Origin of the sequence: Actinomadura sp. KC06 (assembly GCF_004348735.1) — a bacterium.
Classification (GTDB): domain Bacteria; phylum Actinomycetota; class Actinomycetes; order Streptosporangiales; family Streptosporangiaceae; genus Spirillospora.
Window position 1 is genome coordinate 31,065 of sequence record NZ_SMKT01000025.1, and the last position, 17,009, is coordinate 48,073.

Consider the following 17,009-nt stretch of genomic DNA (forward strand, 5'->3'; position numbering starts at 1 on the left):
CGAACACCGCCGTCGGCACCGCCTCGACCGCCGACCACGCGGCGGCGCGCGCCACCGCGCGCGGCTGGGCCCGGACCGCGCCGCCGACCGTCTGCCGCAGTACCCGCGCGGCCTCCCGCCTGCTCCTCACGCGGCACCCCCGAAGAGCGCGCGGTAGCCGGGGTCGCGCCAGAGTTTCGCGTGCGGGGCCAGGGAGCGGACGCGGCCGTCCTCCAGCCACGCGACCAGGTCGGCGCGGGCCGCCGTCGACGCCCGGTGCGTGATGATCAGGCGGGTGCGGCCCGCGAGCCGGTCCAGCAGCGCGTCGGTGATCTGCAGCTCGGTGACTGTGTCGAGGCTGGACGTCGCGTCGTCCAGCACGAGGACGCGCCCGGCGTGCGCGAACGCCCGCGCGAGGCCCATCCGCTGCAGCTCGCCGCCCGACATCGGCGCGTCGGCGAGCGGGGTGGCGTACCCGCGCGGGAGGCGGCGGATGAAGTCGTCGGCGCGGGCGGCCCGCGCGGACTCGCGCACCCACGCGTCCGGCGGCCGCGACGGCCCGAACGCGAGCGCGTCCTGGACGGTGCCGCCGAACAGCGCGGGCCGGGCGAACGCGTAGCCGATCTCGCGGCGCAGCGCCTCCCGGGTGAGATCGGGGAGGGGCGTCCCGTCGACCAGGACCTCCCCCTGGTCGGGGTCGGCGAGGCGCCCGGCGAGCGCGGCGAGCTCCGACGTGCCGGACCGCCCGGTGACGGCGACGGCGAGGCCGCCGGGGACGGTCAGGTCCAGGCCGTCCAGCGCGCCGCCGGCGGCGGTGACGCCGCGGAAGTCCAGCCGGCCGGGGCCCGCCGGGAGGGTCTCGGCGCCGTGGCCGGGCGCCGGGAGCGCGAGGACCTCGGCGGCGCGGGCGGCGCCGGCGCGGGCGCGGGCGAGGCGCAGCAGCTGGGTCAGGACGGGCCCGAACCCGGCGGCGAGCCCCGCGTACTGGACGGTCGCGACCAGCTCGCCCGGCGTGAGCCGTCCGGCGGCCAGCTCCGCGCCCGCGACCCCGACGGCCGCGATCTGCAGGAGCAGCAGCGCCAGCAGCCCCCGCGCCGCGATGCCGCCCTGGACCCGCCACATCGTCTCGCCCTCGGCGCGCAGCCCGGGCAGCGGCTCCAGGACGCGTCCGGTCTCGCGGTCGACCGTTCCGGCCGCGGCGATCGTCCGGCATCCGGCGAGGGCCTCGGCGAGCCGGCCCGCGATCGTCCCCTGGACGGTGAGGTAGCGGTGCGCGGTCGCGCTGATGTCGCGGACGAACGCGCGCATCAGCAGCGCGATCACCGGCAGCGCCACCGCGATCGCCGCCGCGACCCGCCAGTCGATCAGGAACAGCGCGACCAGCGCCCCGGCGGCGGGCACCAGGCCCACGGCCGCCTCCGGCGCGGCGGCGGGCGCCACCCCGGCCTCGGCCGCGCCGCCGACGACGCGTCCGGCGACGTCGCCCGGCGGGACGCGCAGCGAGGGACCGACCGCGAGGACGTGCCTGACCAGCGTGTGCCGCAGCCACGCCGTCGAGCGTGCCGCCGCGCAGCCGGTCGCGAGCTCCGACAGAACCTCCGCCACGGCGGACGCCACGACGAGCGCGACGCACGGCCACACCGCGGCGGCGGCCGGGGCCCCGCCCGGCGGCACCGCGTCGATCGCGCGGGCCAGCGCGTACGGGAGCAGCACGGCCGCGGCCGCGTCCGCCAGCGCGGCGGCGGCCACGAGCGCGGTCCAGCCGCGGGCGCGCCCGGCGGCGCGCAGCAGCAGCCGGTTCGCCCCGGCCGTGGGGTTCGCGGCGGGAAGGGTGGTCATGAGGTCTCCAGAACGGGGGGCGGCCATGGCCCCGCGGAGGGGACCATGGCCGCCTGCTGCCGTTACAGGCAGATGGTGACACTGTGGGAGCTGTGGCAGAGAATGCTCAGGCTGCTGTTACCGCCGCCGCCGCCGTTCTCGCTCACCATCCCCTGAAGGTCGAGAAGCGCCATGTTCTTCACCTCCTTTCGGGCTGGATAGAGGTGGCCGCCGTGAGGGTTCCCACGGGGAGCTCATCGGACTGAGTGGAGCGAACAGGGGGGTCGTCCCCCCACTGGAGCCCGGTCGGCCGGAAGAACGGGAGGCCGGGGGCCGGGTCGTGGAGCGCCGCGCCCAGGGCCAGCAGGACGCCGGCGGTGCCGGTCGCCAGGTCCATCGACAGGCGGTACATGTGCTCGCCCGGGAACGCGAGCCCGTCGCCGTACGGCAGCGCGTGCCAGGCCAGGTCGCGGACGTGCCCCGCGACCCGCGGGTCGTCGCGGCCGTGGCGGGCCAGGTAGAGCAGCATCCCGGCGCGCCCGCCGAACAGGCTCGGCTGCGCGTAGTACCGCGACATCGCGGCGACGCGGATCGCGCGACGCGCCTCCTCGAACTCCTCGTCGGAGCGGAGCGCGAGGTACTCGTCCAGGACGAGGCCGATCCCGACGCTGCCGCGGCCGAGGTACGGGAACACCCGGTTGCCCTGGTCGACGTGCAGCGCGCCGTTGTGGTCGGTGACGCAGGCGGCGAGGTCGCGGCGCAGCGCGGCCGCGGCGTGGTCGAGCAGGGCCGCGTCGCCGGTCCGCTCGTAGGACCGGATGAACATCAGCGCCGCGCCCGCGCCGCCGTGCATCAGGCCGGGGCGGGCGCTCGGGCCGTCCGCGGCGTGCGACAGGCGCTCGGCCACGATCTCGGCGGCGCGGCGCGCGTCGTCGTGCAGGGACGTCTCGCCGGTGGTGTCGGCGAGGTCGTCCAGGGCGAGCGCCATGCCGGGCAGCCCGCCGTACAGGTCGTCGCCGAGCCGCTCCCACCGCTCGTTCAGGCAGTGGCCCGCCGCGGTGAGCGCGTCCTCGCTCCGGCCGAGGCGGGCGAGGACGTACGCGGCTCCGAGCAGCCCGTCGTACAGGCCGATGCCGGTGCCGCGCTTCGGGTCGGCGGCCCGCGCGGCCAGCCACTCCTCGTGCGCGGGGAGGCGGCCGGCGCCCGTCGCGCCCAGCGCGTACAGGACGCCCGCGGCGCCGTGCGCGAGCCCGAGCGACGCGCCGTCGAACTGCTCCGGGTCGCCCGGGAACAGCCGGTCGGCGCGGTCCAGGGTCGCGCTCGCGCGGATCGACCGCGACAGCGACTCCCTGGCGCGTTCCCAGCCCCGCGCGTCCGGGACGAACCCGGGCGCGGCCACCGGCTCGGCGCCCCGCGTGATCCGCTCCACCGCCTCGTCGAGGAACGGCCGCGGCACCGGGAAGTTGGCGGCGATCAGGTCGGCGAGCTGCGGCGCCTTGCCCCGGTCGATGACGAACAGCGTGGTCAGCGGGACGAACAGCGCCAGCCGCAGGCACGCCAGGCTGTAGAGGTCGACCTCGGCGCCGCGCCGGTCGGGCGGGGCGAGGAACGCCGGGTTGGCGAGGGTCTGCCGGCCGCCGTCGGACGCGGGCGCCGCCGTCTCGAAGTCGATCAGCGCGGCGGAGTCGTCCGGGCGGACCATGACGTTGAACATGTGCAGGTCGTTGAACACGACGCCGCGCTCGTGGATCGCGGCGACCACCCGCTCGACGCCCTCGTGGACGCGCAGCGCCCATTCGGTGTAGGCGGCGGTCTTTTCCGGGTCAGGGTCGGGATCGAGCATCGGATGCCGTTCCGCGAAGAACGTGTTGAGCGTCCGCCCCTCGATGAACTCCTGCACGAGGAAATGGTGCTCGCCGAGCGTGAACCAGTCGAGTGCGGCGGGCACGCCGTCGATTCCGTCGAGTTTCCGGAGAACGTCGCGTTCCCGTTCGATGCGCGTTACCGCGTCCGCTCCGTCGGCGGCGAGGCCGGCGTGGGGGCGTCCCTCTTTCAGGACGACCTTCCGTCCGGAACGGGTATCGGTCGCCTCATAAACGCCCCCGCCGTTGGAGAAATGCAGGGCCTTGGTGATCTGGTACGGCAGATCGGTCGTCGTCGTCGCGCCGCGCGCCTTGAGATGCGGCTCCAGGCAGGCCGGGACGGTCACCCATCCGGGGACGGAGAAGACCGGCTCGCGGCGGTCGGGCACCAGTTCCCCGTCGCCGTTCTCCAGCGCGGGGACGAGCTTGCCCTTCTCGTCCAGGCAGCGCCGCTCGGCGAAGCCGCCGTACCTGACGTGCAGCGGCCCGTCGCCTATGCGCAGGTCACTGAGGATGTAGGGGCCGGGCAGGCCGTTCAGCCGGGCGCCGAGCTCGGCCAGGACGCGCTCCAGCTCGCGCTCGTCCTCGGGGTAGATCGTGACGAGCTTCCCGCTCGCCCCGCGCGGCGCGTACTTGGCGTTCCGCATCCGGAGCGTGCCCGGGCCGCGCAGGTGCTTGAACTCGATGTCGTTGTCGACGCAGTACTCCCAGGCGCCGGAAAGGATCTCCGCGGCGCTTTCCGCACACCCGGAGACATGCACTTTCCAGCCCTGGAGGGGAGCGCGGCTCTGCGGCGGATCGTAGACGACCCACTCGTCGCCGAAAATCTGCTCCCAGCCCGCCGGAAGGTCACGTTGAGTGATTTCGAAGTCCGTGCGGCGGGTGACGGGTGGCGCATCGTAGAACAGCTTGTCCGCGAGGCAGTAAAGCTCATACCCCTTGTCCACGGCGGCATTCCCTTCTGCGCGCGCCGACCCGTTTGGCGCTCACAAAGGAAAGGTTTCCAGTCCGAACAGGTATAGGCCAGTAGCGGGAATAACGAATGACCCGTGAAGAACTACCGTCCGGCGTGTGCGCGCGTCACGGTACCGGCGCGCCACCGGCGGCGGGACGGGCGGGAAGGGGGAGGAGGGCGCTCAGCCGAGGCCTTCGCGGTGCGCGACGGCGGCGGCCTGGGTGCGGCTGGCGACGTTCAGCTTGGCGAGGATGTTGGAGACGTGGACGCTCGCCGTCTTCGGGGAGATGAACAGCCGCGCCGCGATCTCCCGGTTGCCGAGCCCGTCCGCGACCAGCTTCAGGACCTCGCGCTCCCGCCCGGTCAGGGAGCCGAGCGGCCCGGACGAGGCCGGGCCGGACGAGCCCGGGGCGGGCGCCCCGCCGGCGGGCCCGAGCCGGGCGCGGGTCCCGAGGTCGCGCAGCGCGGCCAGCAGCGGCTCCGCGCCGAGCCGCGCGGCGGTCTCGGCGGCCGACCGCCACTCCGCCGCGGCCGCGTCCCGGTCGCCGTTCTCGGCGAGCGCCTCGGCCAGCCGCCACCGCGACCGCGCCACCTCGTAGACGAACCCGCCGCCCGGGTCGCCGTAGGTGAACAGGTCGGTCGCCTTCCGCCACAGGTCCACGTCGTGGACGCCGTCCACGCGGCGCCGCTCGGCCTCCGCGCGGGCCAGCCAGGCGTGCCCTTCGAGCCCGAGCCAGGCGCGGGGCAGCCCGTCGGTGTTGACCGTGAAGACCGTCTTGGCGCGGCGCAGCAGCTCGTCGGCCGCCTCCGCCGCCGCCCGCACCGCGCCGTCGTCCCCGGCGGCGCGAGCGCGGGCGGCGATCTCGGCGTGCGCCCACAGCCCCGTCGCCGCGAGCCGGATCGCGCCGTCCGTCTCGCCGTAGATGGTGCCGAGGACGTGCCCGACGTGCTCGACCGCCGCGTGCGGATCGCCGCACCACACGGCGTGCTCGGCCGCGAGGCCCCGCGCGAGGTAGTTGAGGAAGAGGTCCTCGCCCCACTGCGGCTCGATCCACCGCAGCCGCTCGTCCGCGCGCGGCGTGCCCTGCGCGACCTCGACGAACAGCGCGTACGCGGAGATCTGCGCCTCCGCCGGCCGGACGACCTGGACGGCGAACTCGTCGGCGAGCCGGTTCGCCTCGGCCCAGTTCCCGGTCGTGTAGTGGATCAGGTACCGCAGGGACCGCATGATGATGCCGTACGTGCTCCACCGCAGGCCCTTGTCCAGGACGAACCGCACGCCCGCGTCGGCGGCCCGCGCCGCGCCCGCGAGGTCGCCGCGGTCGAACATCGTCCGGGCGTGGTGGTACCTGGCGCGCACCGCCGCCTGCGGGCTGTCGCCGGCCGCGTCCGCCAGGTCGCGGGCCCGCGCGAACACCTCCGCCACCCCCGAGTCGGCCTCCCGCGACTCCCGCCACAGCCCGAGCGTGACCAGCAGCGCCGCCTCGGCGCCGGAGATCCCGGCGGCGCGGGCCTCCGCGACGGACTTCTCCGCGAACTCCGGCATCTCGCCGTCCGGGTCCCGGTAGAGCAGCGAGCGGGCGTAGGTCGCGAGCGCCCAGGCGCGCTCGGGCGCGGCCGGGTCGTCCGCCAGCATCGCCACCGCCTCCCGCGCGGTCGCCTGCGACTCCTCGTCCTCGTCGATGTTGCCCAGATGGGTCGCCAGCTGCTCGCGGATCTCGGCGCCGAGCCGCAGGTCCGCCGGGTCGGCGGCGTCCAGCAGGCGGCGGAGCCGGTGCACCGCGCGCCGCGGCTCCCCGGCCCGCGCCGACTCCCTCGCCGCCGTCAGGGACAGCCGCATCCGGGTGGCCCCCGCCGCGGCCTCCGGGTCGGGGACCGCGTCCCACAGCTCCAGCGCCCGCTCGTAGTGCTCGAACGCTTCGGCCGGCGCGCCGAGCCGCCCCGCCTCCCGTCCCGCCCGGACGGACGCGGCGAACGCGGCGGGCAGGTCGTGCGCGGCGAGGCTGTGGTGGGCCAGCTCCGCCGCGGACCCGCGCGTCCCGTCGGGGAGATCGGCGAGCAGCCGCGCGAAGTCGGCGTGCAGCCGGGTCCGCTCGCCGGGCAGCAGGTCGGCGTAGACGGCCTCGCGGAGCAGCGCGTGCCGGAACGTGTACCCGGTCCCGGACGGGACGAGCAGCTGGTGCGACACGACCTCGCGGAGCGCCTCGCCGACCTCGGCCTCGTCCAGGCCGGACACGCGGCGGGCCAGCTCGTCGTCGATGCGGCGCCCGGCGACCGCCGCGACCCGCACGACGCGCTGCCCGGCGTCCGACAGCCGCTCCATCCGCGACAGCAGCAGGTCAGCGAGCCCGGACGGCAGCTCCGCCGGCTCGCCGGGGGCGTCGAGCCCGGCCGAGTACAGCTCGGCGGCGTAGAACGGGTTCCCCTCCGACCGGCGGTGCACCCGCTCGACGGCCTCCGCCGTCACCGGCGCGGCCCCGCGGGACAGCTCGGCGAGGTACTCCGCGGTCTCGCCCGGCCCGAACGGGGCGACCGGGACGCCGGTCACGTTCGGCAGCCGCAGCAGCTCCGCCACCACCGGCCGCAGCGGATGCCGCCGGTGCAGGTCGTCCGACCGGTACGTGCCGACGAGGCACACCCGCTCGCGCTGCAGGACGCGGCAGAGGAACGTCAGCAGATGCCGGGTGGAGCGGTCGGCCCAGTGCAGGTCTTCCAGGACGAGCAGGACGGGCCGCTCCTGCCCCAGCTCGCCGAGCAGCCCGAGCGCCGCCCCGAACAGCTGCTGCTGGCCGAGCTCCGCCACCGATCCGGGGTCGGCGCCGCTGTCGGGCAGCAGGCGTCCGAGCACCGGGCGGGCGTCGAGGGCGGCGCGGACCGCGTCCGACTCGGGGGCGCCGGCGTGGGCGGCCGTCCAGAGCGCGTCCGCGAGCGGCAGGTACGGCATGCTCTCGCCCAGCTCGGCGCACTGCCCCACGAGCACGGCGAAGCCGTCGTCGCGGGCGGCGCGGGTCAGCGCGGACACCAGATGCGACTTCCCCACGCCCGCGTCCCCGCTGACCAGCACGGCCCCGGCGCCGCCCGCGGCCGCCCGCGCCAGCGCGGCCCTCAGCTCCGCGAACTCGGCCGCCCTGCCGATCAGCACAAATATGCCCCTTCCGGTCACCAGCCAGTATCCCACCTGGCGGGACGTGACCAGGCCGGGCGCTGGAGCGGGTCAGACGTGAACGGGCCCCGGATCCGGGGAGGGATCCAGGGCCCGCAAGGCGGGGCGGTCAGCCGGCCAGGGCGGGGGTTCGGCCGGTGTCGTGCTCCGCCTCGTCCTCCTCGACCGCCTCCGTCTCCGGTTCGGGCTCGGCGGGCAGGACGCGCTGGTACGCGCGGAGCGTCTCGGCGGCGATCCGCTCCAGGGAGTACCGGGAGCGGGCGCGGTCGGCGGCGGCGATCGAGTAGCCGTGGAGGGTGGTCTCCTCGGTGAGCAGGTGCCGGATGGTGCGGCCGATCACGACGGGCCGTCCCGCCGGGACGTGCACGCCGGTGATGTGGTCGAGCACCTCGTCGGCGTTCCCGCCCGCGGGGGTCGCGACGACGGGGACGCCGCAGGCCATCGCCTCCAGCGGCACCGCCGGGCACGGCTGGTGCGGGGTCAGGCACAGCGCGAGGCTCGCCGTCCGCAGCAGCTTCGGCAGCGCCTTGCGGGGCAGCCGGCCCAGGAAGATCACCCGGTCGTTGACGTGCAGCTCCTTCGCGAGCAGCACCAGCCGGTGCACGACGGGGTCGTTCTCCAGCTCCTCGCGCGCCGGGCCGCCGGCGACGGCGAGCTCTGCGTTCGGGACGTGCACCAGCGCGCGCAGCGCGGTGGCGACGTCCCCGGCCTCCAGATCGCTGCAGATCATCACGAGCCGGCGCCGGTCGCCGCGCGGCATGGCCGGGCCGACCTGCGCGAACTGCTCGCCGTCCACCCCGTAGGGGACGACGGACACGCTCGGCCGCGGCACGCCCATCCGGACGAGCGCGCCGGCCTCCTCCGCATGCCCGGCCAGCACGACGTCGGCGTCCCGCGCGATGGCCTTCTCCAGCCGGTCGCGGTGCGGGTGCACCCGGTTCCCGGCGCGGCGCTCGGCGGCGGCCACGCCGTGGTAGCTCTGCGCGAACGGGATGCCGAGCTCGCGGGCGACGGCGCAGGCGGCGAGCCCGCCGACCCAGCCGTGCGCGTGGACGATGTCGGGGCGCCCGGCCCCGGACCAGCGGCGGCGCAGCCCGTCGGCGAAGTCGCGGACGTGCTTCAGCAGCTCGTCGTCGGAGAGCGGGCGGGCGGGCCCGGCGTCGAGATGGACGAGCGCGGCGCCCGGCGCGAGCCTGACCCGGGCGCGGGCGGCCTTGTCCTGACGCCGGGCGTAGACCGTGACCTGGTTCGGCTTCCCGTCGGCGGAAAGGGGACGGGTGAGCGAACGAGCGAGATCCCGGACGTGGACTGACTCCAGGTGTTCGCCGTCAAGGTCGGAGGCGGACACGAGAGCGATGTTCAACGGGCGGTGCATGGCGGATCCTCCGGGACAACACAGGGGAAGCACGGAGGTATCTGCGTCGTAGACACCTGCTTGGCCAGTTTCCTATCCGGCCGCAGCTCCCGTCAAACCTCGCGAATCGGATCTCCCGCCCCGTCCGGCCCGCCGCACCGCCCCCGACCAGGGTGGATACTGGAAGTGATGGACGACGAACCGCTCTGGTACGTGGCCTACGGATCGAACCTCTACCGGGAGAGGTTCCGCTGCTACCTGTCCGGCGGCCGTCCGCGCGGCGGCGCCCGCCACTACCCGGGCTGCCGCGACCCCCGTCCCGCCCGCGCCGAGGCGTCGATCACGGTGCCCGGCGGGATCTACTTCGGGTACACGTCCCTGGTCTGGGGCGGCGGGATGGCGTTCTACGACCCCGCCCTCCCCGGCCGCGCCGCCGCGAGGGCCTACCTCCTGACCCGGCGCCAGTTCTGCGACGTCCTGTCTCAGGAGATGCGCCGCGACGCCGGCGCCGACCACGACCTGTCCGAGGCGATCGCCCGCGGCCGCCAGCGCCTCGGCCCGGGGCGCTACGAGACCGTCCTCAAGGTCGGGGAGCGCGCCGGGCACCCCATGCTCACGTTCACCTCCCCCGAACCGCACCCGCCGAACGCGCCGACGGCCGCGTACCTCACGATGCTCGGCAACGGCCTGCGCGAGGCGCACGGCTGGTCCGCCGAACGCGCCGCCGCCTACCTGGCCGCCCGCCCCGGCGCCCACGGAACCTGGACGTCCACGGACATCACCGCCCTTCTCGGCTAAGTTCGGGCCCATGAACGCCGGTGACGTCGTCGACGACTTCGAACTGCCCGACGAGACGGGCGAGCCCCGCACGCTGACCGCTCTGCTGGAGAAGGGCCCGGTCGTCCTGTTCTTCTACCCGGCCGCGATGACCCCCGGCTGCACCGCCGAGGCCTGCCATTTCCGCGACCTGGTCGCCGAGCTCGCCGCCGCCGGCGCCCACCCGGTCGGCATCAGCGCCGACCCGGTCGCCAAGCAGAAGGAGTTCGCCGACAAGCACTCCCTCGGCTACCCGCTGCTGTCCGACCCGTCCGGCGAGGTCCGCGCCCGCTTCGGCGTCAAGCGCGGCATCGCCCTCATGCCGACCAAGCGCCAGACCTTCGTCATCGGCACCGACCGCCGCGTCCTCACCGTCGTCAAGAGCGAGATCCGCATGAACGCCCACGCCGACAAGGCGCTGGAGGCCCTGCGTCAGCGCACGTCCTGAAGCACCGGCGGTCTCCGCTCACTGCGTCCGAGTGCCCTGTCCGGCGGGCGGCCTTCGTGGTGCCCGGCACCCGTTTCGGGGGCTAGCGGGGGACGACGGGGAGGTTGATGGTGGACGGGTGGGCGGGGGAGTGGAAGATCTCCTGGTCGGCGGTGAGCATCTCCGTCGCGGTGCCGATGGGGGCGCCGGTGCCGGGGTTGCGGGCGACGCGGGGGTAGGCGCCGCTGGCGACCTGGACGCGGACGCGGTGGCCGCGGCGGAACCGGTGACCGGCCGGCCACAGCTCGACGGCGACGTGCTGGACGCCGTCCTCGCCGGGCTCCGGGGTGCCGGGGACGAGCCGCCGCATCCCCTCGCACAGGTTCAGCGACTCGCCGTCCGGGGTGACGTCGCAGAGCCGGACGACGAAGTCGGTGTGCTCGCGGTTCGACCGGACGTGCAGGTCGGCGGTGACCGGGCCGATGATCTCCAGGTCGTCGTCGAGGACGTCGGAGGTGTAGACGAGGACGTCCCGCCGCCGCTCCAGCCGCCTCTGGTCGGTGGACGGGCGGGTCTCGCCGAGCAGCGTCGGGCCGCCGAGGAACGGCGTCGGATGGTCCGGGTCGTAGCGGTAGGCGTCGGGCTCCGACTCGGGCGGCTCGCCCGGGGAGAGGGCGCCGCCCGGATGCAGATGCCAGCGCTCCTCCCGCATCCCGGGGACGGGCCAGTCGGGGAACTCGCGCCACTCGTCCGCGCCCGTGATGTACAGCCGGACGGCCTGTTCCCGCAGCTCGGACGGGTCGTCCAGCAGGTGGGCGCGGAACCAGGCGATCGACTCGCCGATCGAGCCGCGCATCATCCGCTGGTCGGCGTGGAACCACGGGCCGATCGTCAGGTACGGGCGGCGCCCGGCGGCGCGGAGCGCGGCGTAGTCCTTGATCTGCCAGGGCAGGAAGATGTCGTACCAGCCGCCCGTCATGTTCACCGGGGCCGTGACCTTCGACACGGTCGGGGAGAAGTCGCGCTTGTCCCAGAACGGGGTGTCGGGGCCGTTGACGAGGAGGTCCTGGAAGAAGCGCTGCTGCTCGCCGGTCGCGAGCCGGTCGAGCTCGGCGAGGGGGCGTCCGGACAGCGTGGCCCGGCGGGCGCGGCGCGGCGACAGGACCGCGGTGGTGATGCCGGACAGGGAGTTCTTCATCCGCGCGGTCATGTCGACCCAGATGAGCGCGGACTCCAGCGCGAACGTCCCGCCGACGTTCACCGCGTCCCGGAACGTGGACGCCGTGACCTGCATCGACAGCGCCTTCAGCGCGGGCCCGGCGTCGGCGGCGACCGCCCACTGGACGTAGCCGAGGTAGCTCGGGCCGTGCATGGCGAACGTCCCGCCGAACCAGGGCTGTGATGTCAGCCACTCGACGGTGGCGAGGCCGTCCTCCCGCTCGTCCAGCGCCTCGAACACGCCGCCGGACCCGAAGCCGCCGCGGACGCTCTGCACCACCACCTGGAACCCGTGCGACGCGAACCCCTGCCCGCACAGCAGCCCGAACGGCCCGCGCCGCCCGTACGGGGACCGGACGAGCACCGTCGGCGCCCGTTCCACCCCGGCGGGCGCGTAGTGGTCGGCCAGCAGCGTGACGCCGTCGGCGGCCGGGACCTCCAGGTCGCGCTCGACCGTGACGCGGTGGGGGCCGTTCCGCAGTCCCAGCGCCGTGACCCCGAGCCGGCGCATCATTCCCACGCCTACCACTTGATCGATCGTAATCGCCCCGCAGGTAGATCCCTGTCCCCGGAGCCCGTGATGTGCCTCGCACGCTCCGGGTCTTCACTACCATCGGGGACGCACAACATGGCAAAACGGACGTCAGGGGCGGCCCGCGGGTGGTCCTGGCAGAGGGAGAGATGCGCGCGTCATGGACGACCTGAGCTGGGAGCGGATCATCGCCGCCGCGATCGTGCTGGCGGGCGCCCTGGCGATCGCGGTCATCCTGCGGTTGCTGACCGGACGGCTGTCCAAGCGGGCCGGCGACACCCGGTGGGCCTGGGACGACATGGCCGCCCGGCTGGTCAAGGACCTGGCCGTGCCGGTGTCGGTGATCCTCGGCCTGTGGTTCGCGGCGAAGGTGCTGGAGCTGCCGCGCGGCACCCTGGACGTGATCGCCAAGGTGCTCCTCGCCGTGACGATCTTCGTGGTGTCGGTGGCGCTGGCCCGGCTGATCGCGAGCTCGGTCGGCTCGTACGCGCTGGCCAAGCAGGGCGTCGCCGCCAATGTGACGATCTTCGCCAACATCGCCAAGGTGGTGGTGATCGGCGTCGGCGTCCTGGTGATGCTGCAGAGCCTCGGCGTCTCGATCTCGCCGCTGCTCGGCGCGCTGGGCGTCGGCGGCCTCGCGGTCGCGCTGGCCTTGCAGGACACGCTGGCGAACCTGTTCGCGGGCGTGCACGTCCTGGCGTCCAAGACGATCGAGCCCGGCGACTACATCAAGCTGGCCACCGGCCAGGAGGGGTACGTCGTCGACATCAACTGGCGCAACACCTCCATCCGGACGCTGTCGGACAACATCGAGGTCATCCCGAACCAGCGGTTCTCCGACACGATCCTCACCAACTACCACCGGCCAGCCCAGGACATGTCGATCATGGTCTACGCGAAGGTGGCGTACGAGGTCGACCTGGACCGGGTGGAGCGGCTCATCACCGAGGTCGGCGAGGACGTGATGAAGGACGTGCAGGGCGGCGTCGAGGACACGAGCGTCCTGGTCCGGTTCGACGACTTCAACGACGCGACGGTCGGCTTCCACGCCATCCTGCGGTCGACGGAGTTCGGCGACCAGTTCCTCATCAAGCACGAGTTCCTGAAGCGCCTGCACCGGGCGCTCCGCGAGGAGGGCGTCGCGCCGCCGTACTGGCACCACCGTGTGGTCCTCAGCGACGCGACCGCCGATAGCGACGCGCCTCCGGCGCCGCGCCAAGGCGAACTGTCCCAGAAGGACGGCCTTTCCCTCTGAGCCTCTGGCGCCGTCAGTCGAGCGGCGGGGGAGGCGTCTCGTCGAACCAGGCGAGGAACTCGGCGGCGCCGAACATCCTCGCCGTGTCGAGGGCGGACGGCGACCCCGCCCGCGGGTCGGCGCCCGCGTCGAGGAGGGCCCGCACCACGTCCGCCTCCCTCTTGAACACCGCGCCGGCGAGCGGCCGCTGGCCCCGGTCGTTGGCGCGTTCCGGGTCGGCGCCGCGCGCCGCCAGCGCCCGGACGGTCTCGGCGCGGCCGTGGTAGGCGGCGAGCATCAGCAGCGTGTCGCCCTTGTCGTTGGACAGGTTCACCGGCACCCCGGCGTCGACGTACTCGGCGAGCTCCGCCGTCCGGCCGGCGCGCGCCATCTCGAACAGCCGGGTCGCGAGCTCTTCCATCTCCGGGTCGGCCTCGGTCATGAGCGGAACACTACTGTCCGCCGTGAGCAGCCCGCCGAAGCTGTCCTCCCCGTAGTGCAGCTGCTTCTCCAGCGCGACGAGCGCGCCGTTCTCGGGCAGCGAGCGGAAGCGGACGTCGTCCGCGAGCGTCCTCATGATCAGCAGCCCGCGGCCCCGCTCCGCGCCCGGACCGGGGTCCGGGACGTCCCCGGGGTCGAACCCGTGCCCCGCGTCGATCACCTTGATCACGCAGTGGCGGTCGTGGATCGTGGCCCGCACCGTGTAGCCGGCGCCGTCCTCGGCGTGCCGGATCACGTTCGTGCAGGCCTCGGTCAGCATCACCTCGATGTCGTCGCGGATCTCGGCATCCACCCCGAGGGCGGTCAGCGCCGCGTTCAGCAGCCTCCGTGTCGCCGGGACGCTCGCGGCCTCCCGGGGGAGCAGGAGGTCGAGGCTGATCTCCACGTGCTCTCCGTCCGTTTTCCGTCACTATGTTCGTGCCCTTCCGGGCACCCTCAAACATCGGACGGCCTCGGACGCCGGGCGGGCGCCTCAGCGGCCGGACGGGCGGGGCGCGTAGTCGTCCACGTACTCCTGGCCGGACAGCCGCTGGATCGCCTCCATGATCTCGTCGGTGACCTGCCGCGCCGCCTTCCCGCGCGGGACGCCGTCGTCGCGTCCGGCGAAGGCCATCGGCGCGCCGATGCGCAGCCCGATCCGCCCCGGCCTGGGGACGGCCCGCCCCGGCGGCTGCAGCCGGCCGGTGCCCTCGATCGCCACCGGGACGACGGGCGCGCCGGTCCGCATGGCCAGCCGCGCGACGCCCGTCCGGCCGCGGTACAGCCGCCCGTCCGGCGACCGGGTGCCCTCCGGGTGGATCGCGAACACCCCGCCGCGCTCCAGGACCGCCGCCGACGTGTCGAGCGCGGCGGCCGCCGACCGCCCGCCGGACCGGTCGACCGCGATCATGCCGAGGCCGCTGAAGAGGGCGGCGACGGTCCGGCCCTTCACGCCCGTCCCGATGAGGTACTCGTGCTTGCCGAGGAAGTGGACGCGCCGCGGGACCATCAGCGGCAGGACGAACGAGTCCAGGAACGCCAGGTGGTTCGCCGCCAGGATCACCGGCCCGATCCGTGGGACGTGCGCGAGGCCGCTCACCCGGGGCAGGAAGGCGACGCGCATCGCGGGTCCCATGAGGACGTGCTTCAGCAGGGGATAAATCAGGCGATCGGGCTCCATATGCGTCGAGGCTATGGTCCGCGCGATCCCCGCCGCCGCTGGGGTCCGGTACAAGTTCGACCCGGCCGGGCTTGTAGGACCGCGCACTTGCGGGCCCGGGCCGGGCCCGGGGCCGGTGCTCAGCCGCGGCCGGCGCCGCCCGGCGGTGCTCAGCCGGCGCTCTCGGCGGCCTGCTGCTGGCGGATCACCCGGCGGACCGCCGGCGCGGCGGGCCCCGTCCGCGCGGTCAGCTCCTCGATCCGCCGCCTGTGCCGCCGCCGGTCCTTGCCCGGCAGGACGGTCTTCAGCTCGCCCGCCGCCGCCAGCGCGACCGCCGCCGCGTCGTAGCTGTTCACGTGCGCGACCGGGCGTCCCCGCAGCGCGGACGACGCCCCGCCCCACAGCGCCTTCACCACCCGCGGGTCCTTGACCGTGACCTCCTGGTACGGGAACAGGCCGAGGGCCTTGCGCGTCCGCACCCGGATCCAGCCGCCGCGGACGAGCTCGTCCCGGACCGCCGCCACGATCGCCTTGCTGTCCTTGCGCACCCAGTGCTGCCATGACCGGGGCCGCGACGCCGTGATCTGCGCCAGCACCCCGTACGGGTCGTCGCCGGGCGTCCCGGGGACGGGCCTGCGCCGGTCCTCGCCGAGCCTGCCGTCGAGGTAGAGCTCGGTGAGCGCGGCGGCGCGGAGCACGTAGCCGAGCCGCGCGCCGTGCTTGGTCATCTTGTGCTTGGTGGTGTCGTACGCCAGCAGGTACATCCGCGCCGGCAGCGATTCCGGTACTTCGACCATCGGCTAGTCCTCGCTCCCGCCGCCGTGCGCCCGGCCCGGCGGGTCGTGCTCGTCGTCCTGTCCGGGCCCCTCCTTGGGGGGACGGCCCCGGCCGCGCATCCGTTCCGCCGAGCCGGGCATCCGGCCCGCGTCGGCGAGCGCCCGCCGCAGCAGGAACTCGATCTGCGCGTTGGTGCTGCGCAGCTCGTCCCCGGCCCAGCGCGCGAGGGCGTCGTGCACGGCCGGGTCGAGCCGCAGCAGGATCTTCTTCCGCTCAGCCACTGGGCAGGGGGTCACTGGTAGAGGCTGCCGGTGTTGACCACCGGCTGCGCGTCGCGGTCGGCGCAGAGCACGACCAGCAGGTTGCTGACCATCGCCGCCTTGCGCTCCTCGTCCAGGGCGACGACGTTCTCCTCGTCCAGCCGCTCCAGCGCGAGCTGAACCATGCCGACCGCGCCCTCGACGATACGCTGCCGCGCCGCCACGACCGCGCCCGCCTGCTGCCGGCGCAGCATCGCCTGCGCGATCTCGGGCGCGTACGCCAGCCGGGTGATCCGCGACTCGATGATGTCGACGCCCGCGGACGCGACGCGCTGGGACAGCTCGTCCGACAGCTGCGCGGTGATCTCGTCGGCGTTGTCGCGCAGCGAGGTCCGGTCGTGGGCGTCGTAGGGGAAGCTGCCCGCGATGTGCCGGACGGCCGCCTCGGTCTGGAACGCCACGAACTCCACGAAGTCGTCGACCTCGAACACGGCCCGCGCGGTGTCGGCGACCTGCCACACGACCACGGCCGAGATCTCGATCGGGTTGCCGTCGAGGTCGTTGACCTTGGCGTGGCCGGTCTCGTGGTTGCGGATCCGCGTCGACACGCGGCTGCGCTCCGTCAGCGGGTTGACCCAGCGGAGCCCGTCGGTGCGGACCGTCCCGTAGTACCGTCCGAGCAGCTGCAGGACCCGGGCCTCGTTCGGCGCGACCGGGGTCAGCCCGGCCGCGACGACCAGCCCGGCCAGCCCGAGCAGGGACCCTGCCACGATGCCCGCCGCCAGGGCGGCGCCCCCGCCGGCCGCCACGCCCGCCAGCACCGCCACGGCGGCGAGCAGGATCAGCGCCAGGGCGAGCCCGAGCATCGCCCATCCGCCGCGGTCCGCCGCCGCCCGCTCCTCGATCTTCGGACGCGGCATCTCGACCTTGGCCGTCATGTCTGCCATCGCCGTCCCCCTTCGCCTCCATTGTTAT

14 protein-coding genes and 1 pseudogene are annotated in these 17,009 nt (G+C 74.6%); 3 read left to right on the forward strand and 12 right to left on the reverse strand.

Annotation, left to right across the window (positions count from 1 at the left end; all coding sequences use genetic code 11):
* Positions 1-126: 126 nt before the first annotated feature.
* The 5 genes from E1287_RS11160 to E1287_RS11180 all read right to left on the reverse strand — a co-directional run bounded on the left by E1287_RS11160 (position 127) and on the right by E1287_RS11180 (position 9,152).
* Positions 127-1,818: an ABC transporter ATP-binding protein gene (locus E1287_RS11160; protein WP_131964802.1), complete on the reverse strand. Its 1,692-nt coding sequence runs from the start codon at positions 1,816-1,818 to the stop codon at positions 127-129.
* 62 nt (positions 1,819-1,880) lie between these two features.
* Entirely contained in the window at positions 1,881-1,991 is a 111-nt protein-coding gene (locus E1287_RS11165; protein WP_131964803.1) for a SapB/AmfS family lanthipeptide, read from the reverse strand.
* A gap of 5 nt (positions 1,992-1,996) precedes the next feature.
* The gene (gene lanKC / locus E1287_RS11170) at positions 1,997-4,606 is read right to left on the reverse strand and encodes a class III lanthionine synthetase LanKC (RefSeq protein WP_131964804.1); all 2,610 of its coding nucleotides are present in this window, start codon (positions 4,604-4,606) and stop codon (positions 1,997-1,999) included.
* A 189-nt stretch (positions 4,607-4,795) separates the two neighbouring features.
* On the reverse strand, positions 4,796-7,756 hold the full coding sequence (locus E1287_RS11175; protein WP_243718857.1) for a helix-turn-helix transcriptional regulator: 2,961 nt from the start codon (positions 7,754-7,756) through the stop codon (positions 4,796-4,798).
* 130 nt (positions 7,757-7,886) lie between these two features.
* Positions 7,887-9,152, reverse strand: a complete 1,266-nt coding sequence (locus E1287_RS11180) for a glycosyltransferase (protein ID WP_131964805.1) — start codon at positions 9,150-9,152, stop codon at positions 7,887-7,889.
* A 168-nt stretch (positions 9,153-9,320) separates the two neighbouring features.
* On the opposite strand from E1287_RS11180, the gene E1287_RS11185 reads away from it, so the two are divergent.
* Together E1287_RS11185 and E1287_RS11190 are read left to right on the forward strand one after the other, a co-directional pair.
* Positions 9,321-9,929 carry a histone deacetylase gene (locus E1287_RS11185; RefSeq protein WP_131964806.1) on the forward strand — a complete coding sequence of 203 codons (609 nt, stop codon included), beginning with the start codon at positions 9,321-9,323 and terminating at the stop codon, positions 9,927-9,929.
* 10 nt (positions 9,930-9,939) lie between these two features.
* Positions 9,940-10,395 (forward strand): peroxiredoxin, encoded by a 456-nt coding sequence (locus tag E1287_RS11190; protein ID WP_131964807.1) that lies wholly within the window; start codon positions 9,940-9,942, stop codon positions 10,393-10,395.
* An 82-nt stretch (positions 10,396-10,477) separates the two neighbouring features.
* Here the strand turns inward: E1287_RS11190 and E1287_RS11195 are convergent, their stop codons facing one another.
* On the reverse strand, positions 10,478-12,121 hold the full coding sequence (locus E1287_RS11195; RefSeq protein WP_347813964.1) for a CocE/NonD family hydrolase: 1,644 nt from the start codon (positions 12,119-12,121) through the stop codon (positions 10,478-10,480).
* A 163-nt stretch (positions 12,122-12,284) separates the two neighbouring features.
* On the opposite strand from E1287_RS11195, the gene E1287_RS11200 reads away from it, so the two are divergent.
* Positions 12,285-13,379: a mechanosensitive ion channel family protein gene (locus tag E1287_RS11200; RefSeq protein ID WP_243718859.1), complete on the forward strand. Its 1,095-nt coding sequence runs from the start codon at positions 12,285-12,287 to the stop codon at positions 13,377-13,379.
* A 13-nt stretch (positions 13,380-13,392) separates the two neighbouring features.
* Here the strand turns inward: E1287_RS11200 and E1287_RS11205 are convergent, their stop codons facing one another.
* The 6 genes and pseudogenes from E1287_RS11205 to E1287_RS11230 all read right to left on the reverse strand — a co-directional run bounded on the left by E1287_RS11205 (position 13,393) and on the right by E1287_RS11230 (position 16,981).
* A complete protein-coding gene (locus tag E1287_RS11205) occupies positions 13,393-13,800 on the reverse strand; it encodes an ankyrin repeat domain-containing protein (RefSeq protein ID WP_131964828.1) in 408 nt (135 codons plus the stop codon).
* An 81-nt stretch (positions 13,801-13,881) separates the two neighbouring features.
* Positions 13,882-14,244: pseudogene (locus tag E1287_RS11210) on the reverse strand (ATP-binding protein); the annotation flags it as partial.
* A gap of 87 nt (positions 14,245-14,331) precedes the next feature.
* On the reverse strand, positions 14,332-15,018 hold the full coding sequence (locus E1287_RS11215) for a lysophospholipid acyltransferase family protein (protein ID WP_131964808.1): 687 nt from the start codon (positions 15,016-15,018) through the stop codon (positions 14,332-14,334).
* A 149-nt stretch (positions 15,019-15,167) separates the two neighbouring features.
* On the reverse strand, positions 15,168-15,794 hold the full coding sequence (locus E1287_RS11220) for a GPP34 family phosphoprotein (protein WP_131964809.1): 627 nt from the start codon (positions 15,792-15,794) through the stop codon (positions 15,168-15,170).
* Between the two features lie 3 nt (positions 15,795-15,797).
* Positions 15,798-16,055, reverse strand: a complete 258-nt coding sequence (locus E1287_RS11225) for a hypothetical protein (RefSeq protein WP_131964810.1) — start codon at positions 16,053-16,055, stop codon at positions 15,798-15,800.
* A gap of 11 nt (positions 16,056-16,066) precedes the next feature.
* Positions 16,067-16,981, reverse strand: coding sequence for an SPFH domain-containing protein (locus tag E1287_RS11230; RefSeq protein ID WP_207934138.1), 915 nt, complete (start codon positions 16,979-16,981; stop codon positions 16,067-16,069).
* Positions 16,982-17,009 lie beyond the last annotated feature (28 nt).

Excerpts from the sequence above, each read along its gene's own strand:
- E1287_RS11160 (WP_131964802.1), bottom strand. The coding sequence starts at position 1,818 with ATGACCACCCTTCCCGCCGCGAACCCCACGGCCGGGGCGAACCGGCTG.
- E1287_RS11165 (WP_131964803.1), bottom strand. The coding sequence starts at position 1,991 with ATGGCGCTTCTCGACCTTCAGGGGATGGTGAGCGAGAACGGCGGCGGC.
- E1287_RS11180 (WP_131964805.1), bottom strand. The coding sequence starts at position 9,152 with ATGCACCGCCCGTTGAACATCGCTCTCGTGTCCGCCTCCGACCTTGAC.
- E1287_RS11185 (WP_131964806.1), top strand. The coding sequence starts at position 9,321 with ATGGACGACGAACCGCTCTGGTACGTGGCCTACGGATCGAACCTCTAC.
- E1287_RS11190 (WP_131964807.1), top strand. The coding sequence starts at position 9,940 with ATGAACGCCGGTGACGTCGTCGACGACTTCGAACTGCCCGACGAGACG.
- E1287_RS11200 (WP_243718859.1), top strand. The coding sequence starts at position 12,285 with ATGGACGACCTGAGCTGGGAGCGGATCATCGCCGCCGCGATCGTGCTG.
- E1287_RS11205 (WP_131964828.1), bottom strand. The coding sequence starts at position 13,800 with ATGACCGAGGCCGACCCGGAGATGGAAGAGCTCGCGACCCGGCTGTTC.
- E1287_RS11215 (WP_131964808.1), bottom strand. The coding sequence starts at position 15,018 with ATGGAGCCCGATCGCCTGATTTATCCCCTGCTGAAGCACGTCCTCATG.
- E1287_RS11220 (WP_131964809.1), bottom strand. The coding sequence starts at position 15,794 with ATGGTCGAAGTACCGGAATCGCTGCCGGCGCGGATGTACCTGCTGGCG.
- E1287_RS11230 (WP_207934138.1), bottom strand. The coding sequence starts at position 16,981 with ATGGCAGACATGACGGCCAAGGTCGAGATGCCGCGTCCGAAGATCGAG.